Origin of the sequence: Psychrosphaera haliotis (assembly GCF_009728465.1) — a bacterium.
Classification (GTDB): Bacteria; Pseudomonadota; Gammaproteobacteria; order Enterobacterales; family Alteromonadaceae; genus Psychrosphaera; species Psychrosphaera haliotis.
Genome location: NZ_WOCD01000005.1, coordinates 907,018 through 923,104 on the forward strand (window position 1 = coordinate 907,018; position 16,087 = coordinate 923,104).

A 16,087-nucleotide genomic window follows, 5' to 3' on the forward strand; every position below is an offset into this window, starting at 1 on the left:
GTAAAAGAAACTGACACTGGTTGATATGGCAACCGTGGACTATTATAAAAACTTACTGTTTTTAATGAAATAAGTGAAAATATAAATTTACATTTTTTTCGATTATTGGCACTGTTGTAAGCAAATCGGATATAAATTCAGGGTAGTTCAAGTGAATACGTTAAAGAAGTTGTCTAAGCAACCAATAATTGGTGTCTTTGTAAAAGTGATAATAAAGTTAGTTGCTAATTTTCAAGCTAAAAAAATAGCGAGTCATTTTTCTGCTTATCTACAACCGGTGATTGCCCACAACGAATACTTGAAAGAAAAATCCTTTGGCATTAGGCATAACGTTTATTGTGAAGAACTCGGCTTTGAAGAGTGCAATGAAGATAAGCAAGAGAAGGACGAGTTTGATATTCATTCTATTCATTGCGTAATGCAACACAGAAGTACTAAGCGGTTTGCAGGTACGGTTCGGATTGTTTATTCGTTGGGTGACAAGCAACAATTACCATTAGAGAAGTATTGCCTAGACTCAATCGATCACCCTACTTTAAATCCGGTTAATTTTCCTCGTCATAAAATTTGCGAAATATCTAGATTAGCCGTGCCAAATGAATTTAGAAGAAGACAAAGCGACAAGTTTAAAGGTGCAGCTACTGGTGCTATTAATGAAAATGAATACTCTGAAAAAGAATTGAGATGTTTTCCTTTTATAGCCATTGGTTTATACATGTCAGCCGCGAGTATTGCGATGAACAAAGAAATTGAACATGCATTTGTGATGATGGAGCCAAGGTTGGCTCGTAGTCTTCGATTTGTTGGCATCGAATTTCAGCAAATTGGGCCAGTAGTAGACTATCATGGTAAAAGGGCGCCGTTTTATATCAGCTCTCAAATGTTACTAGATGGACTGACGCCAGGTTTTAAGAAGCTATTTGAGAAGGTTAGGGAAGAGTTAGATATTCAAGTTTGCGGTGATCCAGAAATACTAGATGGAATAAAAATACCCAACTTATAGGTAAAAGGTAAATCTCAAATGAGTATTTATGAACGTTTAAAGAACAAATTCCCTAATTACGGTGACGAATTGCTTTTAGATTCGTCAACTGCATCATCTTTATATCACGACAATACATTAGCGCTACAAATCAAAATCTCTTCTGCGATTTACGTCCAATCAGAGTTAGACATCGTTGCTCTCATTCAACTAGCAATAGATAACAATTTTATTTTACAACCAATAAGTTCCGGCAAAAACTGGGGTTACGGATCCATTGCATCAGATGATGGTCGAGAGATTGTATTAGTATGCCTTGAACATTTAAAAAACATAAAAGTAATAGATAAAGAGCTTGGTTTGATTTCTGTTGAACCGGGTGTAACACAGGGCGCTTTAAAGCAGTTTTTAGAAGATAATAACCTACAGTTCATCACTCCAGTTACAGGCGCTGGGCCTTCTTGTAGTATTCTTAGCAATGCACTGGAAAGAGGGTACGGCATAACAGAACGCACAGACCACTTTTATGCGGTAAACCGTTTAAGAACAATTGTACCCAACCCAGAGCTTTGGAATCTCGACGATAAACTTAACGGACATATATTTGAATCTGCCATAGAGGGATTGGATAAAAGCGATGAAGACTTTATTCATCATTCTTTTAAGTGGGATATAGGTCCGTATATCGACGGACTATTTACTCAATCAGGAATGGGGATCGTTACAGCAGCAACAATCAGGTTAGCGCCAAAGCCGGAAAAGACAGTGATGTTTTATCTAAAAATAAAAGACGCTGATAAACTGAATGATGCAGTCGACTTCATTCGAGATAGCTTACGCGATTTTGAAGGTTCTGTGAGCGCAACAAACTTGATGGATAAACGCCGTTTATTATCAATGGTAACGGCAAATCCAAATGGCACTGAAAGCCATACAAATATGTCGAATAGCCAAATAGAAGAATTAAAACGAGCAAATGATATTCCAGAATGGATGATAGTTGGGTCCATTAGTGGCAAAAGCAAAGTTGTGAACGCGATTAAGTCCTACTTAAATCAACGTAGCAAATTTGCAGATGAAGTTTTGTTTTCAGATGGAGCCAAAATTCAATTAGGGAAATGGGTTCGCGACAACTTAGCTTGGGTGTTACCTAAAGGGATAAAGTCACAAATTGATTCTTTATTTGAAGGCATTAATATTGCTAAAGGGAAACCCAACCAAGTCGCATTGCCACTCGCTTATTGGAGAAACCCGAGAGTTCTTCCAAACAAGGCTAATGTACTAAATCCTGACTCTGATCAATGTGGTTTGTTGTGGTACGCACCGCTTATCCCTATGAATAAAACAAAAATTAATCAGTTTGTTAACTTCATAAGGGAAACCACGCCTAAATATAATATTGAGCCATTAATTACCTTCACTAATTTAAAACATGACTGTATTGATGCAACTATACCAATTGTTTTTGATGTAAAAAATACTGACGCTGTGAAATCGGCGAAGGATTGTGTAAATGAACTATTTGATGAAGGTGTGAAATTAGGCTTTGTGCCTTATCGTTTAAATGTGGAGCAACAAATAACAAAGCTAGCGCCTGATAGTAACCATTGGAAAACTGCTAAAGCGATAAAGCTAGCAATGGACCCTCACAATATATTAGCGCCTAATAGATATAATCCATAAACAAACCAAGCTAGTTACTTATATTAGTACGGTAAATTTTAGGCATAAAAAAACCAGCGTACGCTGGTTTTTTTATTAGTAATAAAGCTTACGCTTTACGACGTGCAACACCAGCTAGACCTAAAAGACCTAAGCCGAATAGTGCCATTGTACCAGGTTCAGATACTGTTTGAGCAGTAAAGTTACCAGTACCACGTTCACTGTAGTTAGAGATAGTGCCGTCAGGTCTAACAAAGCTAGATGTTAAGCCAAACGCAGAAACGTCATACATGTTTTGGAAGAAGTTTGACTCAAAGTTAAACTGAGCGATTCCACCAACAATGTTTGATACAAATGAACTTGAACCTACAGTAAGCGGCTCTGCACCAGAACTTCCATCAGGAGTAAATTCGAAATTCTCGTTTTGAGCAGATAACCATAAAGTACCATCTACTGCTTCTGCGCCTTCGCTATTTGCAGATGCCTGATCTACGACAACGCCTTCATCAAATTCGTTTGCTTGGTAATCAATATAAATGTTTAACCAAGAGTCTTGTGAATTGATTACCGGAACGTTGGCCATGATCTCTACGAAACCACCGTTGCCGTCAGGTGCAAATGCCCCAGTACCTACAGTTTGAATACCGTCAAAGTAAAGGCCACCAAATGAGAACGTTAGCTCACAGTTGCCACAGTTAGGTTCACCTAAACCACCACCAAGTAAAACTTGACCAACACCTACAAGTTCAGGGCTGTCGCCATTCGCAATAGCAGTACCAAGTGATGCAAGAGTAGGGGCAATTGATGCACCGTCTAACGCTACATTGTGGTCAGAAATACCTGTTGTGTTGGTAGTTGTCCACCACTGAGTATATTCAACCGCTGTTCCGAAATTTGGTTCACTTGGTAAAGTGTTCCAAGATACACCGCCTGCTGCTGAAACAACACCAGCTGATGCTGACGCGCTTGCCAACAATACTGGTACCATCAATAATAATTTTTTCATTTTGTTATCCTTTAAAAGCAAAATAAGTAATCTCACACTTCTTACTCTACTAAGCAGTAACCGTGCCACTATTTAACTTGCTGTTTTTGCTGTTTTTTATTTGATTCCGTTTGTTCATTGTAAAGAAAAATGACAGTTACTTTGACTCAATCTCTTTAAGAGTTGCTCTGTAAGTAGCTGAGTTAGGTGCAAGGGTAATTGCACTTTTAATGTATTCAATGGCTTTTGTTTTGTTGCCCTGCTTCATTGCTATTTGACTAGCAGTATCAAAAAGCTCAGGGTTTTTATTATTGAGCTCAATTGCTTTTTCAATATGTTTGGCCGCAAGAGCAATTTTGTTATTTTGCAGTTCGAACCATGCTAAGTTGTTAAAGGCAATTGAATCGTTAGGAGCCAACTCAGTAATTTTAAGTGCTGCGTATTCTGCTTTTAGTGGGTCCTTTTGAATTTCAACATTAAATTTAACTTGCCATGTATTTAGATCAGCAGGATACATTTCTAAGTGCGATTCCAAAAATGCAGAGGCGGCAGGGTAGTTATTAGTCATTCGGTAAACACCAGTAATAAACTTAACTAACAGCGGGCTGTGGGTTTCATCATAAACTTTTTTAAAAGTACTCAGGGCTAATTTAAAATCACCATCGATTGCTGCAAATCGGCCTTTAAGAGTTTGCCATTCAAGCATTTCAGCGTATTTACCAGCTTGAATTGAATTGAACACCTGTTTAGCTTCTTGAACACTTGCCTTATTTAATAACATATCAACGGTGAGGTACTTAAACACAACATTATTAAATCGTTGGGTGCCCAATTTAGCCGTTGCAAGCGCTTTTTCTAACCTATTAGAGTACTGATAAAGATATACTAAACGTAAACTAGCCAATGCATTTTGTTCGGTTGCGCTCCAGTTTTCATATCCTGCAATTGCTTCGTTAAAGTTTTCCAGTTTTAAATTTAATTCAGCAAATAAAGGCCAATAGTTAGCAGGTAGTTGAGGACTGTTTTTAATATTTTCTAAAAGCTGTAATGCTTTTTTAGGTTGAAGCTCCTGCATTAAAAAGAGTGAGTGCAAAACCACGTACTCAGGATGTTGGTCTTGTGCTACAGATGCTTCAATAAACAAAGATTCAGCATCATCCAACAGCGCTAGATAGTCTCGGTTTCGAGGCCAAGTACTGTAATGCTAGCTTGTCAGTAGGGTTCTGTTCCAAAATTTCAGAGAGAAACCTCACGTTTTGTGATAAATCTGATTTTCTATTTAATCGAACCAACTCAATTTTAGCGTCTCTAGATACCGCATCTACCGTCGTTAACTTTGTTAGTGTTTTAATCGCTGAATCTGGTTCATTAACTTTAAGCATCAGTTTAGCGATTAATAATTCATCGTTAACGGAAATGCCAGGAGTTGCTAGCCACTGATTTAGTTCAGCTTTTGCTGAATCAATTTTTCGGGCTTTCATTAGGCCTAAAACGTAACCTAGTCTAGACTCTGCTTTACTTGGGTGCGCCTCAACTATGGTTTTAAGGTCTTGTAGTCCGCTAAAGTCGTTTAGACGTAATTTAAGTAGACCTAAATTTACAGCGTTAGTAACGTTCAAGTCCTCTACAGCCGTTGCTTTTAATAACGTTTCTAGTGCTAAAGTTGACTGCCCCTGGTTCACCAACTTATTTGCTGAAAGGGTCATCATAGATACCATATTGTCATCTACTTTTTCTTGCTCTAACAATAACTGCGCAGCTTCTTTATCTTTACCTACATTAACCAACGCCATAATCAAAAGCTGTTGGTTGTTTTCCGTTTTGCCTTTCTCTGAAACTGAAGATAAGCGTTGTAACGCCTGTTCCGGTTTATTTGTTTTTAAGAAAATGGCACCAGCAAGAGAGTTTGTAAAATCATCGGACAAGCCATTTTTTAATGCGTTTTGTATATTAAGCTCAGCCGTCTCAAAATCACCTTTTAGGTAGTGGATTTGTGCAAGCATTTGATCTTGCAGTGGACTGTATAAACGTCCACTTTGAAGCGTGGTAAGCTTCTTTTTAGCATCATCTAAGTTATTAATTTGAATTAAAACACGAGCATGAAGAAGTTTGCTTCTATAATCATAAGGTACGTTCTCGTTGTAAACGCGTAATACACTGTCGGCTTTATCAGCTTCGTTATTACTAGTGTACAATTTAACCAAAACTAGCCTTGCATCGTTAAAATCCGTATCTTCTTCTAATAGTGTGTTTGTCAGGGAAATAGACTTGTCAGTATCGCCTTTTGAGTAGAGTGCTAATGCATCGATCAGCTGGGCATGACCAGAGTTGCTCGCGTTTGGCTGTGCTATGAGGGTTAACGCATCGTCAATTAGGCTTCTATTTATTAGAGTATAAAGTTGGTAAAACTTAATTTGATCTCGAACTTCAGGATTAACATCTACATCTTCTAAATCTATTGATTCCAGATCTTCAAGTTTATTCTGAAGGAACAACAAGTGACCTAACGTTGGAAAGACTAAATTAATATCTGCACCTTTATCGAGTGCCATCATCAGTTCTTTTTCAGCCGCTTCTATATTCCCTATTTTTAAATATACGCTCGCCAACTCTAAACGAACATCGGCATCTTCCGGTGCATTTTTAGCTGCGTTTTTTAGGGCAATAGTTGCTTCACTGAAGTTTTTTTCCGAAATGAGTTGTTTAGCATCAGACAAGTGTTCTGTTGTGGTTTTTTGACCGCAGCCTGCCATGGCAATCACTAGCGACGCAACTGCGATTTTGTGTAGAGTGTTCATAATTATTCCTTTAAAACGATATGAGTCATTTATATCATTTGCGCTGGTTAATATCTAACCAAAAATGTTTCGCACAAGACAATGTCGATTCAATAAAAAATGATATTTTAGGCTTTTGAATGGTTAATAAACCAAATGACGTAAGTTCTTCTGCAAGTTGTGATTTATAGCGAGCTTCGCCAGCCATATAGTCGTAATATAATAGCCCTTCCGACTTGGCCAAGCGAACAGATTCCTGATGTAGCAGCAAGCCGATTTTAATTTTATTGTTTTTTAGTGGTTTTATACAGCTCAAATAAAAGTGCATCGTAGTGTTATTAACTAATAAATAATTGATGGCGACTATTTCATCATTTAGGTACATAACGTTGAGCATAGTCTGGCAGCGAGTGGTTTTATATTGAGCGTTTTGTTTAATTAACTGCTGATGAAAGTCTAGAAACGAGCGATTTTCAAAACCGCTAGGCGTCAGTGAGTTTTGCCATTTGGCAACGTGCCAGCCCTTTTGTTCTTCTAAAATCTGAGCTACTTGCTCAATGTCGTTGATTAATTTGCACTCTATTTTACTCTGGCCTTTCAATAGAGCATGACTTTTAGCAATGTTTTTATACGCAGACTTAGAGATTAGACTAGGGTACTGCTCACTAAAGTCTCCTTCAATGTTGTGCTTATAACCAGGCTGTCGCGATGATGTTAAATACTTGAAGCGGCCTAAATCATTGGTTAAATCAGTCGTTGATCCGGATGTTAAATCTGACTGCAGCTGCTCAAACCATTTGGTTTGGGCTACGTTTACTATAAATTCATCTACATTTTGTGTACGTGGCTGAGATGTTAACAGCGATTGCCACATAGAAGTTCTAATTTGTTGGCTGGAAAGGCTTTTGTTACTAATGCTGGAAATGGTCTCGGTATTAACGGCTGAAGTTTCTGCGAGCAGGAAATCATTATACTCAATCCAAATTTGATCGAGTTTTTCGTTTCCGGTGCGGTGTAAATGCCATTGTTTTGATTTTACAAAACCGTGGCGACGAACTTTAGTTTCACAGAAAATACCAAAACCAAGCAAATCATCCAACGCATAACCATTTAAAGCTCCAGTATCGAATGGAGGCTTATTGACAATTGTGCCGTTCATATTCGTATTAGAGTGACTGCAGTTGACGGCGCGAACAACATAAACGTCATCAAAAGTTGGTAAAATAGAAAGCCAACTGCCAATCCAATTCCAAGACAGAAAAAAGCAGTCAGCACTGCGATTAAACAGCGAGTTCCATTCCTGCTCCAATTTGTCTAGCGGGTAATCCGACAGCGGAATAACCTGAATAGTAGGATTTAACAATTTGATTACTGAAATTTTGATTAGTCTGGTGTTATAGTAAAGTCAGTCTTAATTTAATGCCATGATTATATGAACAAAGAGCCTATAAATAACTGTCTGAACAAGAAAAAAGTCGTGCATATTGTGCCAAGTTTTGGCTGCGGCGGCCTTGAAAAGGTAGTGGTAAATCTCATAAATAATTCTGCGCATTACAATGTAAAACACGTGCTCATTTCGCTAACAACAGACTTTGAGCTCGCCAAAGAAATTAACGTACCGGTTGAAGTTTATTGTTTAGGCAAGCAGCCAGGTAATGACATTTTCAGTCATCTCAAACTCTTCAAATTACTTAAACGAATAAAGCCGGCGGCGTTTCACTCTTATAACTTTGGCACTATTGAATATCATCTAGCGGCAAAATTGGCGGGCGTTTCCTGTCACTGTGCATTGCGACCATGGCCGTGGCGGCGATGACCCTGCAGGTAAGAACAAATTTAACAATCGCTTCAGACAACTGATTTCCAAGTTTATCGACCACTATATTGTAGTGTCGTATGACTTATATAGATGGGTGACGGAAGCTTTAAAAATCAGCGAAAGCAAAGTCCAACTTATCTTTAATGGCGTCACAGTTGAAAAAGACGTTGCTGTTAAACAAGTTGCAGGAAAACAAGTCGTGACAAACGGTTCCTCAGAAAACCAAACCTCAGAACACCAAACGTCAGAAAACCAAACCTCTGTCACTTCCGCGTCTGGCAATGCGCCGTTTGTGATCACAACGGTTGGCCGGTTAGACCCAATTAAAAATCAAAAGTTACTATTGTCGGCGTTTGATTTGGCTAAAAAGACCTACCCTAATTGGGAAAATGTAAAACTTCAGCTGGCGGGTAATGGACCTATTTATCAAGAGTTAGTGGATTTCAACAATTCACTAAGTAGCGCCAAAGATGTTGAGTTTTTAGGTTTTAGATCTGATGTGGCCGACATTTTGTCCAAAACCGATTTATTTGCGCTGTCATCAAATTATGAAGCCATGCCAATGACCATTTTGGAAGCCATGGCATTAAAGGTTCCGGTAATCACCACAAACGTGGGCGGTATTGCCAAGTTTATCGACGAAAGTCATGCCTGGTTTGTTGAAAGTAAAAACGTGGAATCCTATGCCGAAACGCTAAACAACATACTGTTAGATGAGCAGGCACGATTGCAAAAAACCGGTGTTGCCCATCAACTTGTATTTGATAATTACAGCATGGATAAAATGGTCGATGCCTACTTGGGGTTATATCAAGTAGAGTTACGGTAAGTTCCGTACAATTGGTGGGCCTATCATCTTAGTGACCCACAACGGTAACTTCTGCCAAACCTGAATCGCTAAATCAAATTTACCACTGCTCGGCGATAAGTCGGGCGCTTGTGCACCTTCTGGAACCCAGTGATACCAATAACATTGTTGAGGTTCTGCGCCCCACTGCTTTTTAAATTTGTAAGTGCCTGCGTCAATGGTTGAGCGACCAAAATCAAACTGTTTAAAATCATTCTCAATGGCATAACTTAAAATCTGCCAATACAAATACATATTCACAGAAATTCGGTTAGCGTAACGCACTGTGCTGGCCCATGGAATTTCCATACGACCATTATTGTGCAGTAAAAAGCCGGTGGACACAGGTTTGCCTTCCCAGTACACAACACATAGCAGGGCATTGTCGGCAAAGGTTTCTAATATTTCCTTAAAAAACAGTTTGCTGTAAACCGGTGTACCTAAGTCGCGCATGTTCAAGCAAAACACTTCGTAAAAATCTTCAAGTAACTCCACGCCACCAAACTTATGAGACACACCTTCACGAATTGGCCTTTTTATTTGCGAACGACGCTTAGAGCCTATCGCCTTGCCTAACAACTCTGGCGTTTCAGGTAAGTCTAAAATCATATTTACTTTTTGCGTCGATACCGTCATCGCATCGGTTGTTGCCGATGATACAAAAGGCTCAGAAGCACGAAACTGTATGTGGCTTACCTCAAGTGTTTCGCCTTGTTTAATGGCGGCTTGCATAAGTTGCGCTTCAATTTCAGGTGAATCTGCAATAGCAGCCCCGTAATTAAAATACGGCATGGACACCATGTAATTGCCAAACAGCCAACTTTTCAAATTAATAATAGGCAAAATACCCACAACGTTATTGGTTGCGTCTTTTGCAATAAAATAAAAGCCGTTTTGTTTAAGAGAAGACTCAATAAGTGTAAGCCATTTACTTTGATGGTAAATGCTTGCTTCAGGTTTAGTATGTACATACTTATCCCAAAGGTCATGGTCGGTAGGCGATAATAACGATACGCTAACGGCTGAGTGTGATGTTGAAATATCCATTTAATTATAAATTCTTCTGTGATCCCGCTACCCGAACAAAAGTCATTACTTTCTCTCGTTCCGATATTTTAGGTAAATAAGGGTAAGGTTCTAACTTGGCGTCTTGTCGGCTTAAAAACCATTCATTGTAAGGCACCATTTGGTCAGGGTGATTTAAATCGCCAATAAACATATTACCGCTACTTACAAAACCGTCGTCTAAACGTTTTGAAATAAGCACATTTGGGCGAGTACGATCAAAAAATATTAAATTATTACGCAGCTCAATGCGATTAACGGCAAACTTCCTGGCTTTCTTTTCAAGTCCGTAAGCAATGAGTTGGCTGTTTGAGGAGTTATCGCCTTGCTGCAAAATACTGTCACGAACAATTAATTCGCCGTATTCCGCCATGTCGATTAAACGACTATCAACACCGTCTAGGGAAGCCAACAGGCTATTTTCAACAACCACTTTTTTAGAACGAGACTTAATGCCAGACCCTTGGCTTTTTGTGCTTAAAATTTGGCTATAACGCACTACTAATTCATCGGCAATAATATACATGCTATGGGAAAAGCCATTGCGATTGCCAATACGTTCAAATTTAGAAAACTCAATATGAACAAAGCCTTTTACGCGGCTTGTTTTTACACCAGACTGACTGTCGTGTGCATACAAGTCTCGAATGGTAATGTTCTCGCCTTCAAATCGAATACAGGCGCCATTGCCATCGGGCACCGCTATGTTTTTGCATTCAATTGACTCAACAACAACATCGTTGCCCGTTAATACTAATGCGGCTTTGCCATCGGCCGTAGCACCATCAAATACAACGCCAGGCTCGCCTAAAATTGAAATGTTGCTAGCGGTTAAGTACACACCTTGAGTGTAAATGCCTTTTTCTAAATAAATGCGACTGCCGTCTTTAATAGCCGGTTTAGCTTCCGCTAATGAACTAAAAGACTGACCATCTACAAACACTTGTTTAGCATAAGAGTAAGCAGCAAAGAGGTTAGATAACAGCAGTAAACCAACAAAACCAATGGATGTTAAATTACGAAGTGTCACACTAAACCTCCTTTTTTGAATTAAAGAATACCGCGTGTATCAATCACTACTTTTTTCGCAAAGGCCGCTTTATCAGCAGACTTAAACTCTTTGTGATCAACCAATACAACAATCACGTTGGCGCGCTCTAACGCTTGAGTTAATGAAGCAAACTCAACGCCTTTGCTTGTCATCGACTCTGGTAATTCACTAATGTTAGGTTCAACCGCTAATAATTCACCAATATTGTCGTTTGCTAGGTGCTCAACAATCTGTACTGCAGGGCTTTCACGTAAGTCGTCAATGTCCGCTTTAAAGGCTAAACCTAAACAAGCAATCACAGGCTTTTTAAATTGGTCAGCGGCTTCTTTTATTTGATCAATAACATAATGAGGTTTGTTGTCATTCACTAAGCGAGCTTGTTTGATTAGTTTGGCTTGCTCTGGGCAACTATCAACAATAAACCAAGGATCAACGGCAATACAATGACCGCCAACACCAGGGCCTGGATTCAAAATATTCACACGAGGGTGACGATTCGCTAATTTAATCAATTCCCACACGTTAATGTGTAACTGATCACAAATTGTTGAAAGCTCATTGGCAAAGGCAATGTTAACGTCTCTGAATGAGTTTTCTGTTAACTTCGCCATTTCAGCGGTACGAGCATTAGTAATAATGCACTCGCCACGAACAAAAGTTTGATAAAGCGCAACGGCTTTAGCACTGCAAGCTGGAGAAATGCCGCCAATAACACGGTCGTTCGATACTAATTCCTGTAAAACATATCCTGGTAGTACGCGTTCTGGACAATGGGCAACATTAATATCGGCCTGCTCACCAACATCTTGTGGGAAGGTTAAGTCTGGACGCGCTTCTTTTAACCAGCCCGCTAGTTTTTCTGTCGCACCAACGGGAGACGTCGATTCTAAAATAACCAAATTGCCTTTTTCCAATACCGGAGCAATGGCTTTAGCCGCCGACTCTATGTAACTCAAATCAGGGCTGTGGGAATCATCTTCGCCATGTTTAAACGGAGTAGGCACTGCAATCATAAAGGCTTCAGCAGGTTCAACTTGTGTGGTAGCGCGAAGGTTGCCAGTGGAAACAACGCTTTTTACAACAATATCTAAATCAGGCTCAACAATGTGAATGTTACCGGCGTTAATGGTGTCTACCGCCTTTTGGTTAATTTCAACACCCACCACTTTAATACCGCGCGAAGCAATTACCGCAGCCGTTGGTAAACCTATGTAACCTAGTCCAATAACGGAAACTTTTTTAAATTCCATTTTATAATTCCTCTAAAAGCGTGTTTACAATGCGCTGACAAGCTTCACCATCACCATAAGGGTTATGGGCGCGAGCCATGTCTTCATACACGGCGGCATCGTTTAATAATTCGAATGTATTTTCTGTGATCTTTTGAACGTCGGTACCGACTAATCTAACGGTTCCTGCTTCTACCGCTTCAGGGCGTTCAGTGGTATCGCGCATCACTAAAACAGGCTTACCTAACGATGGTGCTTCTTCTTGCACGCCACCAGAGTCCGTAATAATCAAATAACTCTGATTCATAAGGTAAACAAACGGTAAGTAGTCTTGTGGCTCAATAAGAATAATGTTTTTGTGTTTTGACAGCAGGCGATTCACTGGCTCTCTAACGTTTGGATTCAAATGCATTGGGTAAACAATTTGTACGTCTTCACGTTGTTCGGCAATTTCAGCAAGCGCAGCACAAATTCGCTCAAACCCACCACCAAAACTTTCACGGCGATGACCAGTCACTAAAATCAACTTTTTCGACGCATCTAAAAAGTCGAACTTTTTAGCAAACTGTGTTTGTAATTGACTGTCTGTTTCAAGTTTGTTTTTAACCCAAAGTAGCGCATCAATAACGGTATTGCCGGTCACTGTAATGCTCGATGGCAATACGTTTTCTTTAAGTAAGTTAGACTCAGATAATGACGTAGGAGCAAAATGAAAATTGGTGAGCGAGCCTGTTAGCTTGCGGTTGGCTTCTTCTGGCCAAGGCGAATAAATATTGCCTGTGCGTAATCCAGCTTCAACATGACCCACTTTTATTTGTTGATAAAACGAGGCTAAGGATGCTGAAAATGTAGTGGTAGTATCACCATGAACTAAAACAACGTCGGGTTTGAACTCCGCCAAAACAGGCTTTAAACCACTTAAAATATTGGTGGTCACGTCGTACAAGTCTTGGCCAGGCTTCATAATATTAAGGTCGTAGTCAGGCTTAATTTCAAATAACTCTAAAACCTGATCTAACATCTCGCGGTGTTGAGCCGTTACGCAAACTTTAGCGTCTAAACCTTCTGCCGCCGCTAATTTGTGTACCAAGGGCGCCATTTTTATTGCTTCAGGGCGTGTACCAAATACCGTTAGAACCTTTTTCATTTACGCTGCCTATTTAAATTTCCATAGCAAGTTATTAGCAATTCTAAACAAAAAGTTAGCTCGCTAATCACCTAAAATAATGAGTGTTATTCTGCCACTAGCGCCGCAATAAATATAGTCATTATATGTTGGTATTGCACATTAGGTTATTCACAAAGAAAACAACTCCGTGTACTCTTGTTAATCGCGCTGATAAGTAAGGATACAAAAGGAATGTTACATTTTGGTTTAAGCCTATTGGCCTTCATAAATAGAATAAAGCATAAAGAACACCCTCTGGCAGTATTGTATTTTCATCGTGTTATTAACGAGCCGTCATTATTTTGCCCCGACGACATCACCTCTGCTAATTTTGAAGTGTTGCTAACCAAACTCAATAAGTACTTTAAGATATTTTCTTTGAGCCAAGCGCTAGCATTGATTGAACAAGGTAAGTTGCCTCCAAAGGCATTAGTGCTAAGCTTTGACGATGGTTATGCCGATAACTTTGATAATGCACTGCCAGTTTTTGAGAAACTAGGAATAAAAGCCAGTTTTTTTATCGCCACTAAAGGCACTGAACAAGGTTATTTGTGGAATGATGAATTGGCCGAGTCGTTAAAAAATACCATGGCAACGCAGTTTGGACTATTCGACCAGTCATTTGTACTTAATACTGAACAAGAAAAAGCAAACGCTTATTTATACCTAGTAAATAAAATTAAGTTTTTAGCGAATCAAGAACGAGACGAGGTGCTTAACGCTATTTACAAAAAGATAGGTCGTTTTGAGCCAGCTAGATGCATGATGACGGCACAACAGTTAAATAAAATAGCAAAACTTGGTCACGATGTTGGAGCGCACACTCACTCTCATAGTATTCTTGCTATGCAGAAACTAAAGGTGGCAAAACAAGAAGTGATTGGCTCGGTTGAGTATTTAACTGACATTTTGGGTGAAGCGCCGTCGCTATTTGCCTACCCAAACGGCTGGTTTGGTCGAGACTTTAAAGTGGAACATCAACACGTGCTAAATGAACTTGGCATCCAATATGGTGTCGCAACCAATGATGGTGGTATTACATCTAAAACCAGTTTAACGGCGTTGCCTAGGTTTATGCCACATCGAAAAGAATTTAATCAGTTTTGTTTATCAATACTAAAAATAGCCGGAGAGTAACTACCCGTGAGCGCCACTAAAACCGTTCTGATGATCGCCTTTGAGTTTCCACCAAGTAATGGCGCGTCGGTTCCACGCATCGAAAGTTTTTATCGATATTTAAAACAGTGGGGCTGGGAAGTTATTGTATTAACCGCAAACCCAAGTGCGTATTCAAAAATAGACTCAACCTATCAAGACGGGCCGGACGATAAAATTTACCGCACTCGAGCGCTCGATGTTCAGCGCGACTTGTCATACAAAGGTAAATACTTTTCTATTATGGAAACTCCAGACCGCTGGGGCCTAACATGGATTCCTTCGTCGGTTAGAGTGGGCGCAAAGTTAATAAAAAAATATAAGCCCGACGTTATTTGGTCTTCTGCACCAACGCCAAGCACACATTACATTGCCAACAAATTAGCCAAACAGACAGGCTTGCCTTGGGTTGCTGACTATCGAGACCCTTGTCATTACATGAATGGCAGCGCAGGGCGATGGTTAGACTACATCCATAAAAAAATTGACCGCCAAGTAATGCGAAATTCCGCCCACCTTACTTACGCAACTGCTGCCGTGCGCGATTTATATCAGGCTAAGTATGGTGCTTTAGTTGAAAGTAAAAATACCGTCATTGAAAACGGGTTTGACGAAGCAAACTTTGAACGGCTAGCCGCGTTAAGTTCATTAGAGCGCGCCAATACGCCGTTTGACTCAAAAAAATTCTCAATGTATTACAGTGGTGTTTTATATGCGCATGGCCGCGATCCAGTGCCAATATTTGAAGCCATAGCCATGTTAAACAATGATGGTTTAGTGAATGCCAATAACTTTGAATTAATATTTCAAGGAGCAGGCAGTGGTGAAGAATTTAGTGATGCATTAATTGCATTAGGCATTGCTGATTTAGTTCAGTTTGTTGAGCCTGTACCCTTTATTAATGCATTAAATAATATGACACGAGCCGATGCATTGGTGCTTATTCAAGACGCACGATTTAACAAACAAATCCCGGGCAAAGTATACGAATACCTGCGAACCCAACGTGCAATGTTAGTAAAAGCTGACTCGCAAGGTGCAACCTACAAGTTAGCATCATCATTTGATGGCGTTGAAACCGGCATGGCAGCGGAAGAATTGGCAGTAGGAATTACAAAGCTAATTGGCAGTAAAAACGAGCAGGGTCAGGTTACTGTATATCAAAGAGATTTAACTGCCTATAACCGTGAGCAAAAGGCAAGGCAGTTAGAGCAAGTAATGTTGGGGCTTGTTTAAAGCGACTGTTCAAAATAGACATGAGCCAGCGCCTAGTTCACAACGTATGATCGTTCTATTTAATGTCCTAGTTATTATTCTATCACCCAAACCTAAAATGAGTCGTAAATT

At 39.7% G+C, this 16,087-nt stretch carries 13 protein-coding genes; 5 read left to right on the top strand and 8 right to left on the bottom strand.

Going from position 1 to position 16,087, the window contains the following annotated elements:
* Positions 1 to 151 precede the first annotated feature (151 nt).
* Together GNP35_RS14915 and GNP35_RS14920 are read left to right on the top strand one after the other, a co-directional pair.
* Positions 152 to 1,003: a PEP-CTERM/exosortase system-associated acyltransferase gene (locus GNP35_RS14915; RefSeq protein WP_330997843.1), complete on the top strand. Its 852-nt coding sequence runs from the start codon at positions 152 to 154 to the stop codon at positions 1,001 to 1,003.
* An 18-nt stretch (positions 1,004 to 1,021) separates the two neighbouring features.
* A complete protein-coding gene (locus GNP35_RS14920) occupies positions 1,022 to 2,665 on the top strand; it encodes an FAD-binding oxidoreductase (protein WP_155697072.1) in 1,644 nt (547 codons plus the stop codon).
* 88 nt (positions 2,666 to 2,753) lie between these two features.
* Here the strand turns inward: GNP35_RS14920 and GNP35_RS15935 are convergent, their stop codons facing one another.
* The 4 genes from GNP35_RS15935 to GNP35_RS14940 all read right to left on the bottom strand — a co-directional run bounded on the left by GNP35_RS15935 (position 2,754) and on the right by GNP35_RS14940 (position 7,769).
* A complete protein-coding gene (locus GNP35_RS15935; protein WP_230961446.1) occupies positions 2,754 to 3,650 on the bottom strand; it encodes a PEP-CTERM sorting domain-containing protein in 897 nt (298 codons plus the stop codon).
* A gap of 136 nt (positions 3,651 to 3,786) precedes the next feature.
* Entirely contained in the window at positions 3,787 to 4,773 is a 987-nt protein-coding gene (locus GNP35_RS14930; RefSeq protein ID WP_196492542.1) for a tetratricopeptide repeat protein, read from the bottom strand.
* Between the two features lie 10 nt (positions 4,774 to 4,783).
* Positions 4,784 to 6,427: a tetratricopeptide repeat protein gene (locus GNP35_RS14935; protein WP_155697074.1), complete on the bottom strand. Its 1,644-nt coding sequence runs from the start codon at positions 6,425 to 6,427 to the stop codon at positions 4,784 to 4,786.
* 34 nt (positions 6,428 to 6,461) lie between these two features.
* On the bottom strand, positions 6,462 to 7,769 hold the full coding sequence (locus GNP35_RS14940) for a GNAT family N-acetyltransferase (protein ID WP_155697075.1): 1,308 nt from the start codon (positions 7,767 to 7,769) through the stop codon (positions 6,462 to 6,464).
* 421 nt (positions 7,770 to 8,190) lie between these two features.
* On the opposite strand from GNP35_RS14940, the gene GNP35_RS14945 reads away from it, so the two are divergent.
* Complete coding sequence (locus GNP35_RS14945; protein WP_155697076.1) at positions 8,191 to 9,054, top strand: glycosyltransferase; 864 nt, start codon at positions 8,191 to 8,193, stop codon at positions 9,052 to 9,054.
* On the opposite strand, the gene GNP35_RS14950 is transcribed toward GNP35_RS14945, so the two are convergent.
* The 4 genes from GNP35_RS14950 to wecB are packed head-to-tail and all read right to left on the bottom strand — an operon-like array spanning position 9,046 to position 13,564.
* Entirely contained in the window at positions 9,046 to 10,119 is a 1,074-nt protein-coding gene (locus GNP35_RS14950) for a FemAB family XrtA/PEP-CTERM system-associated protein (RefSeq protein WP_155697077.1), read from the bottom strand. The two genes, GNP35_RS14945 and GNP35_RS14950, sit on opposite strands and share 9 nt — an antisense overlap.
* A gap of 4 nt (positions 10,120 to 10,123) precedes the next feature.
* Entirely contained in the window at positions 10,124 to 11,167 is a 1,044-nt protein-coding gene (locus GNP35_RS14955) for a hypothetical protein (RefSeq protein WP_155697078.1), read from the bottom strand.
* 20 nt (positions 11,168 to 11,187) lie between these two features.
* A complete protein-coding gene (gene wecC / locus GNP35_RS14960) occupies positions 11,188 to 12,438 on the bottom strand; it encodes a UDP-N-acetyl-D-mannosamine dehydrogenase (RefSeq protein WP_155697079.1) in 1,251 nt (416 codons plus the stop codon).
* 1 nt (position 12,439) lies between these two features.
* Entirely contained in the window at positions 12,440 to 13,564 is a 1,125-nt protein-coding gene (gene wecB, locus GNP35_RS14965) for a non-hydrolyzing UDP-N-acetylglucosamine 2-epimerase (protein ID WP_155697080.1), read from the bottom strand.
* A gap of 213 nt (positions 13,565 to 13,777) precedes the next feature.
* Here wecB and GNP35_RS14970 point away from each other — a divergent pair, with 213 nt between their 5' ends.
* Positions 13,778 to 14,722, top strand: a complete 945-nt coding sequence (locus GNP35_RS14970) for a polysaccharide deacetylase family protein (RefSeq protein WP_155697081.1) — start codon at positions 13,778 to 13,780, stop codon at positions 14,720 to 14,722.
* A gap of 6 nt (positions 14,723 to 14,728) precedes the next feature.
* Entirely contained in the window at positions 14,729 to 15,976 is a 1,248-nt protein-coding gene (locus GNP35_RS14975) for a glycosyltransferase (protein ID WP_155697082.1), read from the top strand.
* Positions 15,977 to 16,087: the final 111 nt, after the last annotated feature.

What these genes read in the sequence shown, in the direction of transcription:
- GNP35_RS14970 (WP_155697081.1), top strand. Translation starts at nt 13,778, where the DNA reads ATGTTACATTTTGGTTTAAGCCTATTGGCCTTCATAAATAGAATAAAG.
- wecC (WP_155697079.1), bottom strand. Translation starts at nt 12,438, where the DNA reads ATGGAATTTAAAAAAGTTTCCGTTATTGGACTAGGTTACATAGGTTTA.
- GNP35_RS14920 (WP_155697072.1), top strand. Translation starts at nt 1,022, where the DNA reads ATGAGTATTTATGAACGTTTAAAGAACAAATTCCCTAATTACGGTGAC.
- GNP35_RS14950 (WP_155697077.1), bottom strand. Translation starts at nt 10,119, where the DNA reads ATGGATATTTCAACATCACACTCAGCCGTTAGCGTATCGTTATTATCG.
- GNP35_RS15935 (WP_230961446.1), bottom strand. Translation starts at nt 3,650, where the DNA reads ATGAAAAAATTATTATTGATGGTACCAGTATTGTTGGCAAGCGCGTCA.
- GNP35_RS14935 (WP_155697074.1), bottom strand. Translation starts at nt 6,427, where the DNA reads ATGAACACTCTACACAAAATCGCAGTTGCGTCGCTAGTGATTGCCATG.
- wecB (WP_155697080.1), bottom strand. Translation starts at nt 13,564, where the DNA reads ATGAAAAAGGTTCTAACGGTATTTGGTACACGCCCTGAAGCAATAAAA.